The 16,602-nt window shown below is 70.4% G+C and carries 19 protein-coding genes; 5 read left to right on the top strand and 14 right to left on the bottom strand.

The window, feature by feature from the left end; genetic code table 11:
• The first annotated feature begins 42 nt into the window (after positions 1-42).
• On the top strand, positions 43-978 hold the full coding sequence (locus NH287_RS04650) for an aldo/keto reductase family oxidoreductase (protein WP_253034662.1): 936 nt from the start codon (positions 43-45) through the stop codon (positions 976-978).
• 4 nt (positions 979-982) lie between these two features.
• Positions 983-1,372, top strand: a complete 390-nt coding sequence (locus NH287_RS04645) for a ribonuclease inhibitor (RefSeq protein WP_253034661.1) — start codon at positions 983-985, stop codon at positions 1,370-1,372.
• 1 nt (position 1,373) lies between these two features.
• On the opposite strand, the gene NH287_RS04640 is transcribed toward NH287_RS04645, so the two are convergent.
• From NH287_RS04640 to NH287_RS04590, 11 genes are all read right to left on the bottom strand, one after another.
• A complete protein-coding gene (locus NH287_RS04640; RefSeq protein ID WP_217528765.1) occupies positions 1,374-1,712 on the bottom strand; it encodes a DUF6804 family protein in 339 nt (112 codons plus the stop codon).
• Complete coding sequence (gene nhaA / locus NH287_RS04635) at positions 1,709-2,995, bottom strand: Na+/H+ antiporter NhaA (protein WP_253034660.1); 1,287 nt, start codon at positions 2,993-2,995, stop codon at positions 1,709-1,711. Before nhaA ends, NH287_RS04640 begins: the two co-directional genes overlap by 4 nt.
• Before the next feature lie 63 nt (positions 2,996-3,058).
• Positions 3,059-3,220, bottom strand: coding sequence for a hypothetical protein (locus NH287_RS04630; protein WP_217528769.1), 162 nt, complete (start codon positions 3,218-3,220; stop codon positions 3,059-3,061).
• A gap of 42 nt (positions 3,221-3,262) precedes the next feature.
• Complete coding sequence (locus tag NH287_RS04625; protein WP_253034659.1) at positions 3,263-3,712, bottom strand: DUF805 domain-containing protein; 450 nt, start codon at positions 3,710-3,712, stop codon at positions 3,263-3,265.
• Positions 3,713-3,949: 237 nt separating this feature from the next.
• Positions 3,950-4,402 (bottom strand): MSMEG_6728 family protein, encoded by a 453-nt coding sequence (locus NH287_RS04620; RefSeq protein WP_253034658.1) that lies wholly within the window; start codon positions 4,400-4,402, stop codon positions 3,950-3,952.
• A 1-nt stretch (position 4,403) separates the two neighbouring features.
• The gene (locus tag NH287_RS04615) at positions 4,404-4,778 is read right to left on the bottom strand and encodes a DUF2256 and DUF3253 domain-containing protein (protein ID WP_253034657.1); all 375 of its coding nucleotides are present in this window, start codon (positions 4,776-4,778) and stop codon (positions 4,404-4,406) included.
• A 9-nt stretch (positions 4,779-4,787) separates the two neighbouring features.
• Positions 4,788-5,630 carry a DNA-formamidopyrimidine glycosylase family protein gene (locus NH287_RS04610; RefSeq protein ID WP_253034656.1) on the bottom strand — a complete coding sequence of 281 codons (843 nt, stop codon included), beginning with the start codon at positions 5,628-5,630 and terminating at the stop codon, positions 4,788-4,790.
• A 107-nt stretch (positions 5,631-5,737) separates the two neighbouring features.
• Positions 5,738-7,432, bottom strand: a complete 1,695-nt coding sequence (locus tag NH287_RS04605; RefSeq protein WP_374209361.1) for a glycoside hydrolase family 13 protein — start codon at positions 7,430-7,432, stop codon at positions 5,738-5,740.
• Positions 7,433-7,461: 29 nt separating this feature from the next.
• Positions 7,462-8,382: a carbohydrate ABC transporter permease gene (locus tag NH287_RS04600; RefSeq protein ID WP_253034655.1), complete on the bottom strand. Its 921-nt coding sequence runs from the start codon at positions 8,380-8,382 to the stop codon at positions 7,462-7,464.
• Positions 8,382-9,305, bottom strand: a complete 924-nt coding sequence (locus tag NH287_RS04595) for a carbohydrate ABC transporter permease (RefSeq protein WP_253034654.1) — start codon at positions 9,303-9,305, stop codon at positions 8,382-8,384. The genes NH287_RS04600 and NH287_RS04595 overlap by 1 nt, the downstream gene beginning before the upstream one ends.
• Entirely contained in the window at positions 9,302-10,606 is a 1,305-nt protein-coding gene (locus NH287_RS04590; protein WP_253034653.1) for an ABC transporter substrate-binding protein, read from the bottom strand. The genes NH287_RS04595 and NH287_RS04590 overlap by 4 nt, the downstream gene beginning before the upstream one ends.
• 127 nt (positions 10,607-10,733) lie before the next feature.
• On the opposite strand from NH287_RS04590, the gene NH287_RS04585 reads away from it, so the two are divergent.
• On the top strand, positions 10,734-11,927 hold the full coding sequence (locus NH287_RS04585; protein WP_253034652.1) for an ROK family protein: 1,194 nt from the start codon (positions 10,734-10,736) through the stop codon (positions 11,925-11,927).
• A 152-nt stretch (positions 11,928-12,079) separates the two neighbouring features.
• Here NH287_RS04585 and NH287_RS04580 read toward each other — a convergent pair whose 3' ends face one another.
• Complete coding sequence (locus tag NH287_RS04580) at positions 12,080-13,072, bottom strand: alpha/beta fold hydrolase (RefSeq protein ID WP_253034651.1); 993 nt, start codon at positions 13,070-13,072, stop codon at positions 12,080-12,082.
• A 94-nt stretch (positions 13,073-13,166) separates the two neighbouring features.
• Between NH287_RS04580 and NH287_RS04575 the strand changes: the two genes are divergently transcribed.
• The gene (locus NH287_RS04575; RefSeq protein WP_253034650.1) at positions 13,167-14,717 is read left to right on the top strand and encodes a cryptochrome/photolyase family protein; all 1,551 of its coding nucleotides are present in this window, start codon (positions 13,167-13,169) and stop codon (positions 14,715-14,717) included.
• Positions 14,718-14,730: 13 nt separating this feature from the next.
• A complete protein-coding gene (locus tag NH287_RS04570) occupies positions 14,731-15,468 on the top strand; it encodes an SDR family NAD(P)-dependent oxidoreductase (protein ID WP_253034649.1) in 738 nt (245 codons plus the stop codon).
• 1 nt (position 15,469) lies between these two features.
• Here the strand turns inward: NH287_RS04570 and NH287_RS04565 are convergent, their stop codons facing one another.
• Together NH287_RS04565 and NH287_RS04560 are read right to left on the bottom strand one after the other, a co-directional pair.
• A complete protein-coding gene (locus NH287_RS04565) occupies positions 15,470-15,901 on the bottom strand; it encodes a hypothetical protein (RefSeq protein WP_253034648.1) in 432 nt (143 codons plus the stop codon).
• An 81-nt stretch (positions 15,902-15,982) separates the two neighbouring features.
• Positions 15,983-16,411 (bottom strand): SRPBCC family protein, encoded by a 429-nt coding sequence (locus NH287_RS04560; RefSeq protein ID WP_253034647.1) that lies wholly within the window; start codon positions 16,409-16,411, stop codon positions 15,983-15,985.
• Positions 16,412-16,602: the final 191 nt, after the last annotated feature.

Raw genomic sequence — 16,602 nt, 5'->3', positions numbered from 1 at the left:
CTGGGAGCTCGATCGCGCCGCATCGGCGCAGAACGGAGCACCATGCGCCTCGTCCCCCTCGGGTCCACCGACCACCGCGTCCCCAACGTCGTCGCGGGGATGATGCGCATCGAGGAGATGTCCGATGAGGCGATCCGCGAGCTGTACGACGCGTGCCGCGCGGCGGGCGTCGACTTCTTCGACCACGCCGACCTGTACGGCAGCACGCGGCACGGCTGCGAGCGACGGTTCTCCGAGGCGCTCGGTCTGAGCGCCTCGGAGCGGGACGAGATCACGCTGCAGACCAAGACGGGCATCGTGCCGGGCGACTGGCACTTCGACCACTCGTACGAGCACATCGTCACCTCTGCGGAGGAGTCGCTCGAGGCCCTCGGCACCGACCGCATCGACGTGCTCCTGCTGCATCGCCCCGATGCGCTCGTCGAACCCGACGAGGTCGCCCGCGCCTTCGATCACCTCGAGTCCTCGGGCAAGGTCCGAGCCTTCGGCGTCTCGAACCACACGCCGCGCCAGATCGACCTGCTGAAGACCGCCGTGACCCAGGCCATCGTCGCCAACCAGGTGCAGCTGTCGATCACCCACTCGACGATCGTCGCGCAGGGCCTCGCCGCCAACATGATCGGCGAGGAGGACTCCATCACCCGCGACGGCGGCGGACTCGTCGACTACTCGCGCATCAACCGCATCACGCTGCAGGCCTGGTCGCCCTTCCAGAAGGGGTTCTTCGACGGCGTGATGTTCGGCGCCCCCGAGCTGCCCGAGCTGAACGCCCTGCTGGACCGCCTCGCCACGAAGTACGACGTGACGCCGATCGCGATCGCCACGGCCTGGATCACACGGCATCCCGCCCACATGCAGGTCGTGCTGGGGACGACCACGCCGCAGCGAGTGACGGATGCCGCGGCCGGCTCCGACATCCCCCTCACCCGCGCCGAGTGGTATGGCCTCATCTCGGCGGCGGGCCACAAGGTGCCCTGAGCGGATGGCGGACTACGTCATCGAGGGGAGCCGTATCGGCGGCATCCCCGATCTTTACGCCGAACTGAACCGTCTGTTCATGACCGGGGAGGACTGGCAGCTGGGCGCCAGCCTCGACGCGCTGGACGACCTGCTCCACGGCGGGTACGGGGCGCTGGCCGAGGACCACTCTGCGCGGGTCGTCTGGCGCGATTCGGCGCGCAGCCGGCAGGCCCTCGGCGTCGCCGAGACGGAGCGATGGCTGCGCGAGAAGCTGGCACAGCCGGGCACATTCCAGTCCGACACGATCCAGCGTCAGCTCGACGACCTGCGCGCGGGGACCGGCCTGACCTATTTCGAACGGGTGCTCGACGTGTTCGCCGACCACCCGCAGGTCACGCTCGACCTCCGCTGACTCAGGTCTGGCGGCGGATCTTGATCGTCGCGCCGGCGGCGAGGAAGACGAACGCGGCCGCGACCTGGGCAGCGCTCCAGATCGCACCCGAGAACGCGAAGGGGAAGATCGGGTTCCAGATCACCGCGACAGCGAGCATGATCGGCACCCACCACCAGTGCCTCGCCTGCACCGCGAACCATCCGATGATGAGGGCGAGGATCGTGGCGACGAACCGGACGGTGAGGAACCAGTCGCTCTCGAGCAGCGCCGGCGCGACGAACAGGACCGCCGCGGCCAGCAGGCTCGGCGCGAGCGCGTTGCGCTGGTACATCGCGGGTGTCGGCTGCGTGCGGCTCATGAGGCTCCTGGGGACGGGGACGCGCTCTCAGTCTGCCGCACGCGTCGCGCGCGCCCGGCGAGCACGGCGCCACCGACGATCGCAGCGATGACCGACCCGCTGAGGATGCCGATCTTCGCGTGGTCGTCCTCGAGCGATCCGACGCCGTACGACAACTCGCCGACGAGCAGCGCGACCGTGAACCCGATGCCGGCGAGCAGGCCCACGCCGAGCATGTCGCCCCATCGCAGTTCGAACGTCCGCCGCACCGACGGCACCCGCGTGAGCAGGAACACCGCGAGCAGAATGCCGACCGGCTTGCCCACGACGAGCCCCACCAGGATGCCGAGGGTCACCGGATCGCCGAAGGCCGAGACCAGCCCGTCCCAGCCGCCGACGGTCACCCCGGCGGAGAAGAACGCGAACACGGGGATCGCGACCAGCGTCGAGATCGGACCGAAGCGGTCGGCGAAGTGCGCAGTGAACGCATCGTGGATGGGGCTGCCGTCGGCATCCGTCCCCACCTGCACCCGCGCTCGCGGCGTCACCGTCGCGGGGACGGTGAAGGCCAGCAGCACGCCGGCGATCGTCGCGTGCACGCCCGACGCGTGGACGAGCGCCCAGGTGACGATCGCGAGCGGCATCAGCACCCACCAGTGACGGATGCCGCGCCGCACCGCCAGCCCGAACAGGACGAGCGGGACGATCGCCGCCGCGAGCCACACCGGCTGCAGGTCGTCGGTGTAGACGGTGGCGATGATCGTGATGGCGAAGAGGTCGTCGACGACGGCGAGAGTCAGCAGGAAAACGCGGAGCGCGGGCGGCAGGCCTTTCGCGACGACGGCGAACACCGCGATGGCGAAGGCGATGTCGGTCGCCGTCGGGATCGCCCAGCCCCGCACCGCGTCACCGGGCGCGGTCACCGTGAAGGCCGTGAAGATGAGCGCCGGGACGATGACACCGCCGAGCGCGCCGATCACGGGGACCGCGGCGATGCGCGGCGAGCGCAGCCGCCCCGCGACGATCTCCTCTTTGAGTTCGAGACCCACGACGAAGAAGAAGATCGCGAGCAGTCCGTCGGCCGCCCATTGCGCGACGGTCAGGTGCAGGTGGAGCGCCTCGGGTCCGAACGACGTCTCGCGCAGACCGGTGTACCAGGGCGCGGCGGGCGAGTTGGCGAGGACGAGGGCCGCGACGGTCGCAGCCAGCAGCAGGATGCCGCCGAAGGTGTCGGTCTGCACGGTCTGACGGATGCCGCGCCAGATCTCGTGCGGCGCCGTGCGGGAGGAGGGGGAAGTGGACATGACGGATCGCTTTCCGCGTCGGTGATCAGGGGTCGCTGAGGACGCACCGTCGAGCGGTGCGCGTCAGGCCCCCGACGGCGGGCAGCCGGCGATCTCGCCGTGCGCGTTGGTGCCCCATTCGCTCACCCATCCGTTGGTTCCCGGATGCTGCGGTGCGGTGAGGGCGCGGATGCCGATCGCCGACGGCAGCGCGCGCTCGAGGCGGTAGCGGGCCGTGATCGTCACACCTCCATCGTACCGGCGCGGGTCGCGCCTCGACCGGCTGCCTCAGCCGAAACGACGGCCGGCAGGGTTCGTCGGAAGCAGCGTCAGGACGAGCAGGACGATGCCGCCGCCGGGGACGAGGGAGAGGAAGAACAGCGCTCCCGGCAGATTTGCGTCGTGCAGCCGACGCCACGTGAGAGCGGCATCCGGGACGATCGTCGCGACGATGAAGAGGAACAGCAGGATGCCGCCGACCGCGATCAGGGGGCCCGGCTGGCTCTCACCGGTCATCGGGTCGTACGAGACGCCGACGAGCGCGCCGCCGATCATGATGACGACGAGCGCGAGGACGATGAGGAAGTAGGCGAGCCTCATCCACCAGAACTCGCTGAGGCTGGCGCGACCCGTGAAGGTCGCGTACTTCTTCCAGTACCGGACGAACGCCTGCGTGAACGACGCCCCGTAGTGGGGCCATTCGAGGGGCGGCTGGCCCGGGCCCGGGGCGGGCGGCATCGGCTGGCCGTATAGGGGAGGCGGCGGGGGCGGGGCGTAGGACATCGGTTCCTCCAGCGCGGTCGACTGCGTGGGTCCATCGTGGCGGATGCCGGACTTTTTCGTGACGACTTCCGGTCGGATCCCTCTCATGTACAGAGGCGGATCCCCCCGCCCGCACACACACAGAGTTCGCGGATGCCGCACGCAAGACGGACCTCCTCGCGCGGGTCCGGGCGTGGGCGGCATCCGCCTGACTCAGTCGACCTCGGCCTTCGGCCACACGTACGGCAGGTCGTCGGGATCGTCGAAGCCCTGCGCGCGGTAGTACTCGAGGTCTTTGCGGAGCAGGTTCGACCGGTGCGAGCGGTGGACCTCCTCGCGGCCGAACCAGGGCGGCATCCGTACCGTGCCGGACCGGTACTCGGCGCCGTCCTCGGGGATCTCGTCGAGGGTCGCGAGGGTGGACTGCCGGGTCGTGTCGGCGAAGCCGCGCCGGACCCACTCGTCGACCGTGAGGTCCTGGTAGACCATGAGCGCCGCGCGGTGCCCGCGCCACATGGCGACCGCCGGGTGGTGGCGCCAGCCGTAGTCCGGGATCGTGAGCGCGCGCATCACCTGCAGGGTCTCGACGCGCTGCTTGCCGAGCCGCTTCGTGTCGAGCGTGGCCATGCCGCGGGCGAGGTCGGCGTACGGAACGAAGGTCTGCACGTCAGCGGACCTTCCGGATGCGGATGGGTCCCTTCGCGGTCGACGGGTCGACGACCTGCCCCCGCTGCGTGATCTCGACCTCGCCGGCCGCGACGAGTCGCCGCGCGGCGCGGCGGGCGGGCTCCATGAGGTCGCGCCAGTCGTCGCCGCCGACCGCTCTCGCCGCCTCGGACGGGCAGATCGTCGCCGCCGCGGCCCGCGCATCCAGCAGCTCGACGATCGTCCGCGTGAGCTTCTCGTCGACGGGACGGATGCCGCGCTTCCGGCACGCGTCGGAGCAGTACTTCACGTCGTCCCAGTTCTTCTCCCACTTCTTGCGCCACTGGATCTCGCGCCCGCACGAGGCGCACGTCTTGGGTGCCCGGGTGGAAGCCATGCCGCGACGTTACGTCGGAGAGCCGACACGGGCGAAGGGGTTGCGGACGGCGTCACACTCGGGCTGGCAGCGCGGGCACCACCAGGTGCGGCGACGCTCGGGGTCGTTCGCGACCTCGTTGCGGACGAGGATGCGGGTGCCGCACCGCAGGCACGGTCGACCGGCGCGGCCGACGACCCAGTGCGACTCGCCCTTCCGCGTCGACCCGGTGGTCACCTGGTACATCCCCGGCACGGTCGCCGAGATCCGCAGCATCCGCGGCGCCCTCTCGATGAGCGGTGCGAGGTCGACCGATCCGATCGGTGCGAACGGATGCGCGCCGGAGAGGAACGCGGTCTCGTTGACCCACAGGTTGCCGAGCCCTGCCAGGTTGCGCTGGTCGAGGAGCGCCGCGACGAGAGGACGCTCGGGCCGCGATGCGAGCCGGCGCACCGCCTCGGCGGCATCCCAGTCCTCGCGCAGCGGATCAGGACCGAGGTACGCGATCAGCCCGCCCTCGTCCGCCGTCGCCACGAGCTCGACCACCGGCAGATCGACGCCCCAGAGCGTCGATCCGTCGTCGAGACGCATCCGCACGCGCACCCGATGCTCCTCGCGCGACGGGATGCGGCGACCCGGGCGCGTGACCGTCCAACTCCCCTGCATGCGCAGGTGCGTGTGCAGGGTCTGCCCGGTGTCGAAGCGGGTCAGCAGGTGCTTGCCGTGCGTGTCGTACGAGGCGATCGTGTGACCGACGGATGCCGCGGCCAGCCGCAGCCGCAGCCGGAACACACTGTCGCCCTCCGGCATCCGTCTCCCCATCCCCGTGTCGCTCCAGCCGAACCACGAGTCACCACCCGCGTGCCGAATCACCACCCATCGTCATGCATTCCGGTGGTGATTCGGCCGTTGAGTGGTGACTCGGCGCTGCGGAGTCGCGCACGAGCACGTCGGCACGTGCGAGACGGGCCGTCCGGGGTTCAGCCGGCGGCGCGCAGCCAGACCGTCGTCGCGCCGGGCAGCCGGTCACCCTCGAGCTCGGCGCTCGCGAGCAGCACTTCACCCGCGGGCAGATCGGCCGGCTCGTCGCCGAAGTTCGTGACCACGGTCCACCCGTTCGGTCGCGAGAACGCGAGCACGTCGTCGCGTCCCGTCTCGAGCCAGGTCAACTCCTCCGCCGTCTGCAACTCGTGACGCAGCTCCAGCGCACGGCGGTAGAGGTTCAGGGTCGACGCAGGGTCGTCCTCCTGCGCCTCGACCGACATCGCGCCGAACCACTCCGGCTGCGGCAGGTGCGATCCGCCCGAGCCGAAGCCGAACGACGAGCCGGACGCGGTCCAGGGGATCGGCACCCGGCATCCGTCCCGCCCCTTGTCCTCGCCGGGGCTGCGGAAGAACGTCGGGTCCTGCCGCTCGTCATCGGGGATGTCGGCGACCTCCTGCAGCCCGAGCTCCTCGCCCTGGTAGACGTAGGCCGAGCCCGGCAGCCCCAGCACGAACGTGCTCGCCGCGCGGGCGCGCTGCAGGCCGGCCTCAGCGTCGAGCGCAGGCTCGGCGCCGCCCGAGAGCAGCCACTCGTTGCCGTGCTTGCGCGACGGGCGGCCCGAGGCGTCCCGCTCCGGATGCGGCAGCCCGTACCGCGTCGCGTGCCGGACGACGTCGTGGTTCGAGAGGACCCACGTCGTCGACGACCCCGACGAGGCGGCGAGCGCGAGGTTGTCGGCGACGATCCGCCGGAACTGGCTCGCGTCGAAGTCGGCCTCGAGCAGGTCGAAGTTGAACGCCTGGCCGAGACTCTCGGCGCTTGCGTACAGCGGGATGCGCGACGAATCGACCCACGCCTCGGCGACGGCGGTGCGCGGCGGGTCGTAGGAGTTGAACACCCGACGCCACTCGGCGTACACCTCGTGCACGTCGTCGCGGTCGATCATCGGATGCTGCCCGTCGCGCGGCATCGCGTCGAGCTCGGCCTGCGTGGGGAGCTCCTCGGGCAGGTCCTTCGTCAGCATGTGCGCGACGTCGATACGGAACCCGTCGACGCCCCGGTCCGACCAGAAGCGCAGCGTCCGCACGAAGTCGGCCCGCACCTCGGGGTTCGACCAGTCGAGGTCGGGCTGCTCCACGGCGAAGTTGTGGAGGTACCACTGCCCGTCCTCGACGCGCTCCCACGCCGAGCCGCCGAAGGCCGACGTCCAGTCCGCGGGCGGCTCCTCGCCGTTCTCACCCTTGCCGTCGCGGAAGATGTACCGCGCCCGCGCCGCCGAGCCGCGCCCGGCGGCGAGCGCCTCCTGGAACCACGCGTGTCGGTCGGACGTGTGGTTCGGCACGATGTCGATGACGACCTTGATACCCGCCTCGTGGAGGGCGGCGATGAGCGCGTCCGCGTCGTCGAGCGTGCCCAGCCGCGGATCCACGTCGCGGTAGTCCGCCACGTCGTAGCCGCCGTCGGCCAGGTCGGACGGGTAGAACGGGCTCATCCAGATCGCATCGACGCCGAGTTCCTTCAGATAGGGCACCCGGGAGCGGATGCCGCGAAGGTCGCCGATGCCGTCACCGTCGGCATCCGCGAAGCTGCGGGGATACACCTGGTAGACGACCGCCTGCCGCCACCATTCGGGCAGCTCGGCGTCGGTGAGGTCGGCGGTCTCGGGTGCGGTCTGCACGTCGGAGGTCACGAGGGTCCTTTCGAGGTTGCGGTGGTCGATCAGCCCTTGACGGCGCCCTGCGTCACGCCCTCCATCACCCAGCGCTGGGTGAAGAGGTACGCGAGGATCGCGGGGGCCATGGCCATCAGGTACGACGCGAACGCGACGTTGTAGTTGTTGCTGAACTGCGTCTGGAACAGGTTCTGCCGCACCGGGAGCGTCTGCATCGACGGGTCCGAGATGATGAGCGACGGCAGCATGAAGTCGTTCCACGCGTAGAGGAAGGCGAAGATGCCGACCGTCGCGCTCATCGGGGCGAGCAGCGGGAAGATCAGCTTCCAGAACGTCTGCCACGTCGTCGCGCCGTCGATGCGCGCGCTCTCCTCGAGCTCGAGGGGGATCGAGCGCAGGAACGCCGTGAACAGCAGCACGCTGAAGCTCAGCTGGAACATCGTCGCGAGCAGGATGACACCCACGGGGTTGTCGAGGCCGAGGCGTCCGGTCAGCTGGATCTGCGGCAGCGCGACGACGGGGAACGGGATGAACATCGCCGCCAGCAGGTAGAAGAACGAGTAGCGGAAGAGCTTGCGGTCCCAGTTGCGGACGATCGCGTACGACGCGAACGCGGCCAGGATGATCGTCGCGACCACCGTCCCCGCCGTGACGAAGAACGAGATCGCGGCGCCGACGGGGAACTGCGTGAGGTTCCACGCCTGCACGAACCCGTCGAAGCTGAACGGGGCCGGCAGCGAGAACGCGTTGCCGTCGACGGCCTGCCCCGTCGTCTTGAGCGACATCGAGATGGTGACGTACAGCGGCAGGAGCACGGTGACCGAGCAGAGGAAGAGGATGACGGTGCCCGACCAGTTGGGGCGCTCGGCGCCCGTCTTGCGCCGACGACGCGGCGGTTCGGTGGGGCGGTCGGGGGCGGTGACGGCGTCGGCCTGTTCGAAGGCGAGCGCGGGCTGCGTGGTGGACATCAGGCCTTGTTCCTTCCCCGCGTGAGCGAGAGCTGGAGGAGAGAGAGGAGGACCGCGACGATGAAGAAGATCGTCGCGTTGGCCATCTGGTAGGCGTAGTCGCCGCCGTTGAAGCCCGCGATGATCGTCATCGCGACGCTGCGCGTCGCGGTTCCGGGACCGCCGCCGGTGAGGCCGACGATGATGTCGTACGCGTTGAGGAAGCCCTTGAAGCCGAGGATCACGTTGATGACGACGTACCCGGCGACGAGCGGAATGGTGATGCGCAGCAGCTGCTGCCGCTTGGACGCCCCGTCGATGTCGGCCGCCTCGTACACGTCGCCCGGCACCGACAGCAGCCCGGCGATGTAGATGAGGAGCGTGCCCGGGATCGCCTGCCACGCGGTGACGATGACGATCGCGATCCAGGCGAGGTCGGGGTTCGCGAGCAGGCTCTCTTGCAGCCATGGGACCCCGAGCGCCGACCCCGCCGAGGGCAGCGAGTTCGAGAACAGGAAGTTGAAGACGTAAGCGATGATGATGCCCGAGATGACCATCGGGATCACGAAGATCGTCCGGAGGCCCGTCTTGAAGCGGATGCGGGAGGTCAGGCCCACGGCCAGCAGGAACGCCGCGATGTTGACGACGATGACCGTCGCCACCGCGAAGCCGGCCGTGAACAGGTAGCTCTGCAGGATCGCGGGATCGCTGAACAGGGCGATGTAGTTCGTGAATCCGATGAAGTTCCACTCTCCCAGCCCGATCGAGTCGGTCAGGCTGAAGAAGATGCCGATGATCCCGGGGACGGTGATCGCCAGGGTGAACAACAGCACCGTCGGCAGCAGGAACAGGTAGTAGATCGGTTCGACGCGTTTGCTGCTGCGCCGACGCGTGCGGTCGCCCTGCGTCAGGAGGGTCGTCGTCGACCCGGTGGTGGTGGTCATCGCGTGGCCTCCTCAGCCTCGTCGGTGAGGACGGGCTGGCGGAACGCGAGCCGCGACCAGTCGCTGTCCATGGTGGCGAACGTCTGCGCCGGGTCCTGCCCGAACACCAGCGCCTGCGCGTAGGCGAAGACGGGGATCGTCTTCGGCACGAGGACGGACGGGCCCTGGTAGATGGCGCCGGCGTCGTAGAACTCCTGCATGCCCTGGACCCGCGGGTCGTCGGGCGGAGCGGCATCCGTCGTCGGCGCGAAGCCGAGCTGGGACTCGTTGTACGCCTCGATGATCTCGGGCTGGTACAGGTACTCGAGGAAGTCCCGCGCCGCGTCCTTCTTCGTGGAGGCGTCGGGGATCATGGCCGCGAGGTCCATGTTCACGCGGATCGCGCGGTCGTCGGGGTCGTCGGTCATCGGCAGCGGGAACGTGCCGAGGGGCGCGTCGGGCGCGGTCTTCGCGATCTCGCTGAAGGCCCAGGGCCCCTGCAGGTACATCGCCGCCTGGCCCTCGCCGAACGCGAGGTTGCCGTCGCCGTAGGCCCGGCTGTCGGCATCCTCGTTCGTGTACTCGGTGGCCAGCTGCAGCATCTTCTCGGCCGGCCCCGTGAAGTCCTTCTCGAACGAGACGTCCGAGGACCCGTCGACGTCGGCGCCTTCGGCGGCCAGCCCGTCGAAGAAGTCGATGACGTCGATGGAGCCGCCGATCGCGTAGTCGTACCAGCCCTGCGCGACCGTCCAGTCGTCCTTGAACGTGCCGTAGAACGGCGTGACGCCGGCGGCTTCGAGCGCGTCGCACACGGCGATGAGCTCGTCCCACGTCGTGGGGACCTCGAGCCCGTTCTCCTCGAAGATCTGCGTGTTGTAGATCACCGACGAGGCCATCACCGAGTACGGCAGGGCGCTCGTGCGGCCCTCGCAGTTGCCGTACTGCTCCATGAGCGGCTGCAGATCCTCGCGCACGGTGGCCGCGGCATCCGTGTCACCGAGATCGCTGAGCGCGCACCGCTGGACGAAGCGAGCGACCTCGTAGTTGTAGTTGGCCAGCATGATGTCGGGCGGGTTGCCGCGCACGAAGCTCGCCGAGACAACGTCGACGCCCGACGTGTCCATCTCGACCGTGACGGCATCCTGCGAGGCGTTGTAGTCCTTCACGACGTCCTGCATGAACGTCAGCGCCTCGCGTTTGCTGAAGGTGAAGCGGATGGTCTCGCGGCCGTCGGCGGAACAGCCGGCCAGGGTCGCGGCGCCGAGGGCGGCGACGGCCAGCGCGGCGGCCGCCCGCCGGCGGCGGGGAGTGGTCGATGACATGTGTATCCGATCGCGTCGTTGCGGACGAAGTTCTCACTCAGGAGGTGATGCGGCGATTATATTTAGTCGCCAAATCAATGTGATGCAGGCAATATTGCAGGGCGCGTCCCGAAAGGTCAAGACCCCGATGTCGACACTCGCCTCCTCCCCGGCACGGCCTGCCAGTCAGGACGCCGTGCTCGCTTTCGCGTGGGACTCCTCGGAGTTCACCGCGACAGAGGCCCTGCAGTCCACGGGGTTGACGCGGTCGACCACGATCGAAGCGACCGGTGCGCTCGTCGCGCGGGGCCTCTTGCGCGAACTGCCGAACGCCCGCCTCGCCGGCGATTACCGCAAGGGACGACCCGCCCGGCGCTTCGCCTTGCGCGAGGACGCCGCCGTCGTCGTCGGTGTCGACGCCGGCCACGAGCACGTGTCAGTGACGGTCGCCGACCTGCGCGGAACGCGGATCGCGGATGCCGATGCGCGCCTCGTCCTGGACCGCGACGACGGTCCCGCACGCGCGGCGATCGTCGCGGAGACGATCGACCGCGCCCTCGCCGCCGCGGACGTCACGCGGACCGACGTGCTCGCGGTGTGCGCCGGGGTGCCGGCGCCGGTCGACCGCACGGGGCGGTCGCCGCGGCATCCCACCCGCTTCTGGGAGCGGATGAACCCCGACCTCGCCGACGTCCTGTCGTGGGCGCCGATCGTGCGCATCGAGAACGACGCCTCGCTCGCCGCCGTCGCCGAAGGGTCGGTCGGCGCCGCGAAAGGATGCCAGGACTACATCGCGCTGCTGGCCGGATCGCGCCTGGGCGCCGGCGTCGTCGTCGACGGTCGCCTGCTGCGCGGCAGCCACGGCGGTGTCGGCGAGATGGTCGCGTTCGACCACGTCGACGGCGTGCACGGGGCCGAGGGCCTCGGCCATCGCGTGGCCGCGTGGGCGGCCGAACTCGCGCAGTCCGGTGAGGCGACGGCGGGGTTCCGCGACGTCGCGCCGGAATCGCTCGACGCGCGGACGGTGCTCGCGATGGCCGCGCAGGGGGATGCCGATGCCCTCCGCATCGTCGACCGGGTGGGCCTCGCGCTCGCCCGCATCGTCAGCGTGCTGGGCAGCATGTTCGACCCCGAACGGGTCGTCGTCTCGGGGGCGATCGCCGACGGCGTCGCTGAGGTGGTCGCCGCCGCGCGGCGCTCGCTGCCGACCGACCTCGACCTGCCCGCGCCCGAGCTCGTCGCCTCGACGCTCGGCGGCGAGGTCGTCGTGACCGGTGCGGTCGCCGCCGCCGTCGCGTCGGCCCGCGAGCGGGTGCTCGACGTGTGGGGCGCCGCCGGCTGAACAGGACGGCCGCGTGTGGGTCGGTGCGGCATCCGTCGCCGAATCACCATCCGGCTGCCGAATCACCACCCGTGTGGCGACATCTGCGAGGTGACTCGGCACGGGTGTGGTGATTCGGCGGAGAGGGGCGGCGCGCGGGGGGCGACGCCGGTTCAGCGTGCGCCGCGGCGGGGGTCCTGGCCGGAGCGGGTGTACGCGCGCCAGAGGATGCGCGCGTGGCGCTCCTTCGCGCGCTCGACGCCCGCCTCATCGCCGCGGGCGGCGGACCACCACTCGGCGAAGCGCTCGCGCATCGCGCTGAGGACGATGTCGAGTCCGGCGTGCGGCGGCGGGGGGACGACCGCCTCCTCGGCCGGCATCCGTCCCTTCGGGGCGAGTGAGTCGTTCGCGTGCTTCACGATGAGGTCGGCGGCACCCACGGCGTGCGCGTTGATGATCGAGTGCGCAGCTCCCCGGATCTCCCAGCGGCGCGCGCGCCGGGCCACAGCGACGAGCCGGGAGTGGAACCGGCGCGGGGAGGTCGCGTCGTACTCGCCGCGGATCAACAGGACGGATGCCTCGACGAGCGGCATCCGCTCGATCAGCCGGTACCGCAGCAGATGCGGGAGGACCTGCACGAAGTAGACGAAGCCGCAGAGGACGTACGCCGACAGCGCCGTCATGGCTAGGTGGAACGTCTCGCGGGTGGCGGACTGCGCGAAGCGGAGCGCGACGATCGGGAGCGACGACTCCTGGTCGTTGACCACGGGGCTCACGAGCACGGCGTGACGCAGCTGCGGCCGGCGGATGAGCACCTCGGTGACGACCTGCGTGCCCATCGAGTGGCCGATGATCACGGGGTCGTCGAGCCCGTAGTGGTCGAGCACCTCCTCGACCCGATCGGCGAAGAACTCGGCGGTGGGCTGGTCACCGGGGCGCGGCATCCCGGCGAAACCCGGCAGGTCGAGGGCGAACACGTCGCCGTGCTCGGCGAGCGACGGGGCGAGGAACTCGAAGTAGGTCGCCGCGACCCCGACCCCCGCGACCAGCACGAACGGGCGGCCGCCGTCGCCCGCGGTGGTCTCGACCCGCGTGACCCGCGTGCGGCGATCGCCGTGGCCGACGTGCTCGACGTCGACGTCGGGGGCGTCCTCTGTCGCGGGCATGCCCCCAGGATGCCAGGTCGCGCGCGCCGCTAGCGCAGGGCCGCACCGCGCACAAGCGGTGGGGATCGGTCCGCGGCGTTCCTACGCTGGCGCCATGCTGCGCCACCTCGTCATCGTGCTGGGCGACCAGCTCGACCACGAGTCGAGCGCGTTCGACGACTTCGACGCGGCTCGCGATGCCGTCTGGATGGCGGAGGTCGCCGAGGAATCCGAGCACGTGTGGAGCACGAAGCAGCGCACTGCCGTCTTCCTCGCCGCCATGCGCCACTTCGCCGCCGAACTGACGGATGCCGGGCGCCCCCTCCACTACGCGAAGCTCGACGCCCGCGGGACCCGGGGCTCGCTCGCCGAGCAGCTCGCCGCCGACCTCACCAAGCTGAAGCCCGAGGCGCTCATCGTGACGGAGCCCGGGGAGTGGCGTGTGCGGGAAGCGCTCCGCGAGGTCGCCGAGACCACCGGCATCCCGCTGGAGATCCGTGAGGATCGTCACTTCTTCAGCACCGTCGCGGAGTTCGACGCGCACGCCGAGGGCCGCACGTCGCTGCGGATGGAGTACTTCTACCGCGAGATGCGCAAGAAGCACGGCGTGCTGATGACGACGCGCGGCCAGCCCGTCGGCGGGCAGTGGAACTACGACGCCGACAACCGCAAGGCGTTCCCGAAGCAGGGCCCGGGCCTCGTGCCGCCGCGCGCCCGGTTCGAGCCCGACGAGATCACCCGGGACGTCATCGCGCTGGTCGAAAAGCGGTTCGGCGACCACCCGGGCTCGCTCGACTCGTTCGCGTGGCCGGTGACTCGGGCGCAGGCGCTCGAGGCACTCGACCTGTTCGTCGCCGAGCGGCTGCCAGGCTTCGGCGAGACACAGGACGCGATGTGGCCAGGGGAGCCGTGGCTGTGGCACGCGCACCTGTCGTCGTCGATGAACCTGAAAATGCTGACGCCGCGCGAGGTCGTCGCCGCGGCCGAGGCGGCGTACCGGGCGAAGGAGGCGCCGCTCGCGGCCGTCGAAGGATTCATCCGCCAGATCCTCGGCTGGCGTGAGTACGTCCGCGGGATCTACTGGACGCAGATGCCCGTATACCTCGAACGGAATGCGTTCGAGGCGTTCGAGCCGCTCCCGGACTTCTACTGGACCGGCGACACCGCGATGGCGTGCCTGCAGGACGCGATCGGCACGACGCTCGAGAACGGCTACGCACACCACATCCAACGCCTCATGGTGACGGGGCTCTACGCGATGCTGCTCGGCGTCGACCCGAAAGAAGTCCACGCCTGGTACCTCGCGGTGTACGTCGATGCGGTCGAGTGGGCGGAGCTGCCGAACACCCTCGGGATGAGCCAGTACGCGGACGGCGGACTGATGGGCAGCAAGCCGTATGCCGCGACCGGCAAGTACATCGATCGCATGAGTCCGTACTGCAAGACCTGCCCGTTCGATCCCGCGAAGCGGATCGGCGACGACGCGTGCCCGTTCACGACACTGTACTGGGACTACCTCATCCGGCACGAGGAGCCGCTCGCCGCCAACCACCGCATGTTACTGCAGGTGAAGAACGTCTCGCGCCTGGACGACGAGGAGATCGCCGCCATCCGTGAGCGCGCCGACGCGATCCGTGCCGGCGACATCCCCGTGCCGCTCAGCTGAAGAAGGAGACACTATGACCTCGACCGACATCGCCCTCGTCACCGGTGCCCGCGGCGGCGTCGGCAGCGCCCTCGTCGTCCGGCTGCGGGCGCGCGGGCTGCGGGTCGCCGCGGTGGGGCGGGATGCCGCATCCCTCACCGCCGTCGAGGCGGACGCGCACATCGAGGCCGACGTGACGACGCCCGAGGGTGCCGCCGCCGCACTCGAGGGGTGCCGGTCTGAGCTGGGTGACGCGCCGGCCTGGCTCGCGCACGCGGTCGGCAGCACGCTCATCACGCCGCTGCACCGCACGAAAGCCGACGCGGCGCGCGACATCCTGCGGGTGAACCTCGAGAGCAGCATCTGGATCCTGCAGGCCTGGCTCGAGGCGACCGGCAAGGAGCCCGGCGCCGCGGTGTTCGCGAGCTCCGTCGTCGCGCGAATCGGCGTCGCGAACCACGAGGCGATCGCCGCAGCGAAGGGCGGTGTCGAGGCGCTCGTGCGCAGCGCCGCCGCGACGTATGCGAGCCGCGGCATCCGGGTCAACGCGGTTGCTCCGGGCATGACCGACACCCCCCTGACGGCCGGGATGCTGAGCGTCCCGATGCAGCGGGAGGGCGCCGAGAAGCAGTACCCGCTGGGCGGGGTGCAGAGCGCCGACGACGTGGCGGCGGTCATGGACTGGCTGCTGTCGGCGGATGCCGCCCGCATCACCGGTCAGGTGATCCCCGTCGACGGCGGGTTCACGACCATCCGCCCGCTCGTGAAATAGGTCAGCGAGTCACGACGTAGACGTCGTCATCGTTGCGCGTGACGGCGAGCGCGTCGTCGGCGTCGCCCGAGTAGACCGGCCACGCGCCGCCCGTCGAGCAGAAGTCGACCCGATCGCGCGGGAGTTCGCCCGCGTCGATCCCGTCCGCCGTCACGACAACGAGCGCCTGGGCGTCGTCGCGGTCCGAGAGGTCGGGAACCGCCTTCGCGTCGACGTCGAGCCGGGCAGCGACATCCGCTGGGGTCTCGTACGGACAGGCGACCGTGAACCGCTTCGCCCCCTCCTCGGGGAGCAGGTCGGTCACGGTGAGGGTCGACCCCGCCGCGACCGTGCCGAGCACACGCTCCTCGATGTCGCTCGACGTCGGCGCGCACGCCGTGGTCAGGCCGGCGGCGAGGAGGGCGAGGGACAGGGCGGCGAGTGCGCGGTTCATGCTTCCTGTCTACGGGGATGCCGCGCCGCGATCATCGGCCTCGCGAGGCATCCGTGTCCGTCGGAAGGATGACGCTGGTCGTCAGCCCTGCTCGAGCACGCGCTTGGCCTTCGCGAGCGACGCCGTGAGCGTGGAGCGCACCTCGCCGGCGATCATCGCCTGCGCGAGGCGCATGACGCCGGTCGGTTCCGCCTCGATGCGCACCCTCACGAGGGTCGCACCGTTCGCATCGGCGAACGTCAGCTCCGACGAGGTCGCCATGACGCCGCTGGTGCTGGTGATCGCCATGCGGGTGCCCGGTTCGTACCCGGTCACGCGCCAGTCGAACGCGAACTCGCGCCCGACCGCCCGCATCCGGGTGTGCAGTGTCGACCCCACGCCGACGGGCGGAGGCGAGGTCAGTTCCTCCGAGATGACCGACTCATCCCATCGGGCGCGCCCCTCGGTGAAGAAGGCGAACACCTCGTCCACCGGGCGGTCGATCGTGACGGACTCGGCGACGGTGAACATGTCCTCACCCTAGGTGGGATCCGATGGGGGTCGACGCGTGCGGCGTCTCGGGGGGAGCATCCCGGCACCGAGCGCGAAGATGACGAGGAACACACCGAGCAGCCTCAGCGCGCAGGCGCGGCGGCCGTGGGGCGCCTGTCGCGGCCTCGGCCGTTCACCGATGCAACAGATCCGAGGCGACACGCCGGGGA

This window comes from Microbacterium sp. CnD16-F (assembly GCF_024124465.1).
In the GTDB taxonomy this organism is placed as follows: Bacteria; Actinomycetota; Actinomycetes; order Actinomycetales; family Microbacteriaceae; genus Microbacterium; species Microbacterium gawkjiense.
The sequence above is the reverse complement of the archived record's forward strand: the minus strand, read 5'-3'. Positions and strand labels throughout refer to the sequence as shown.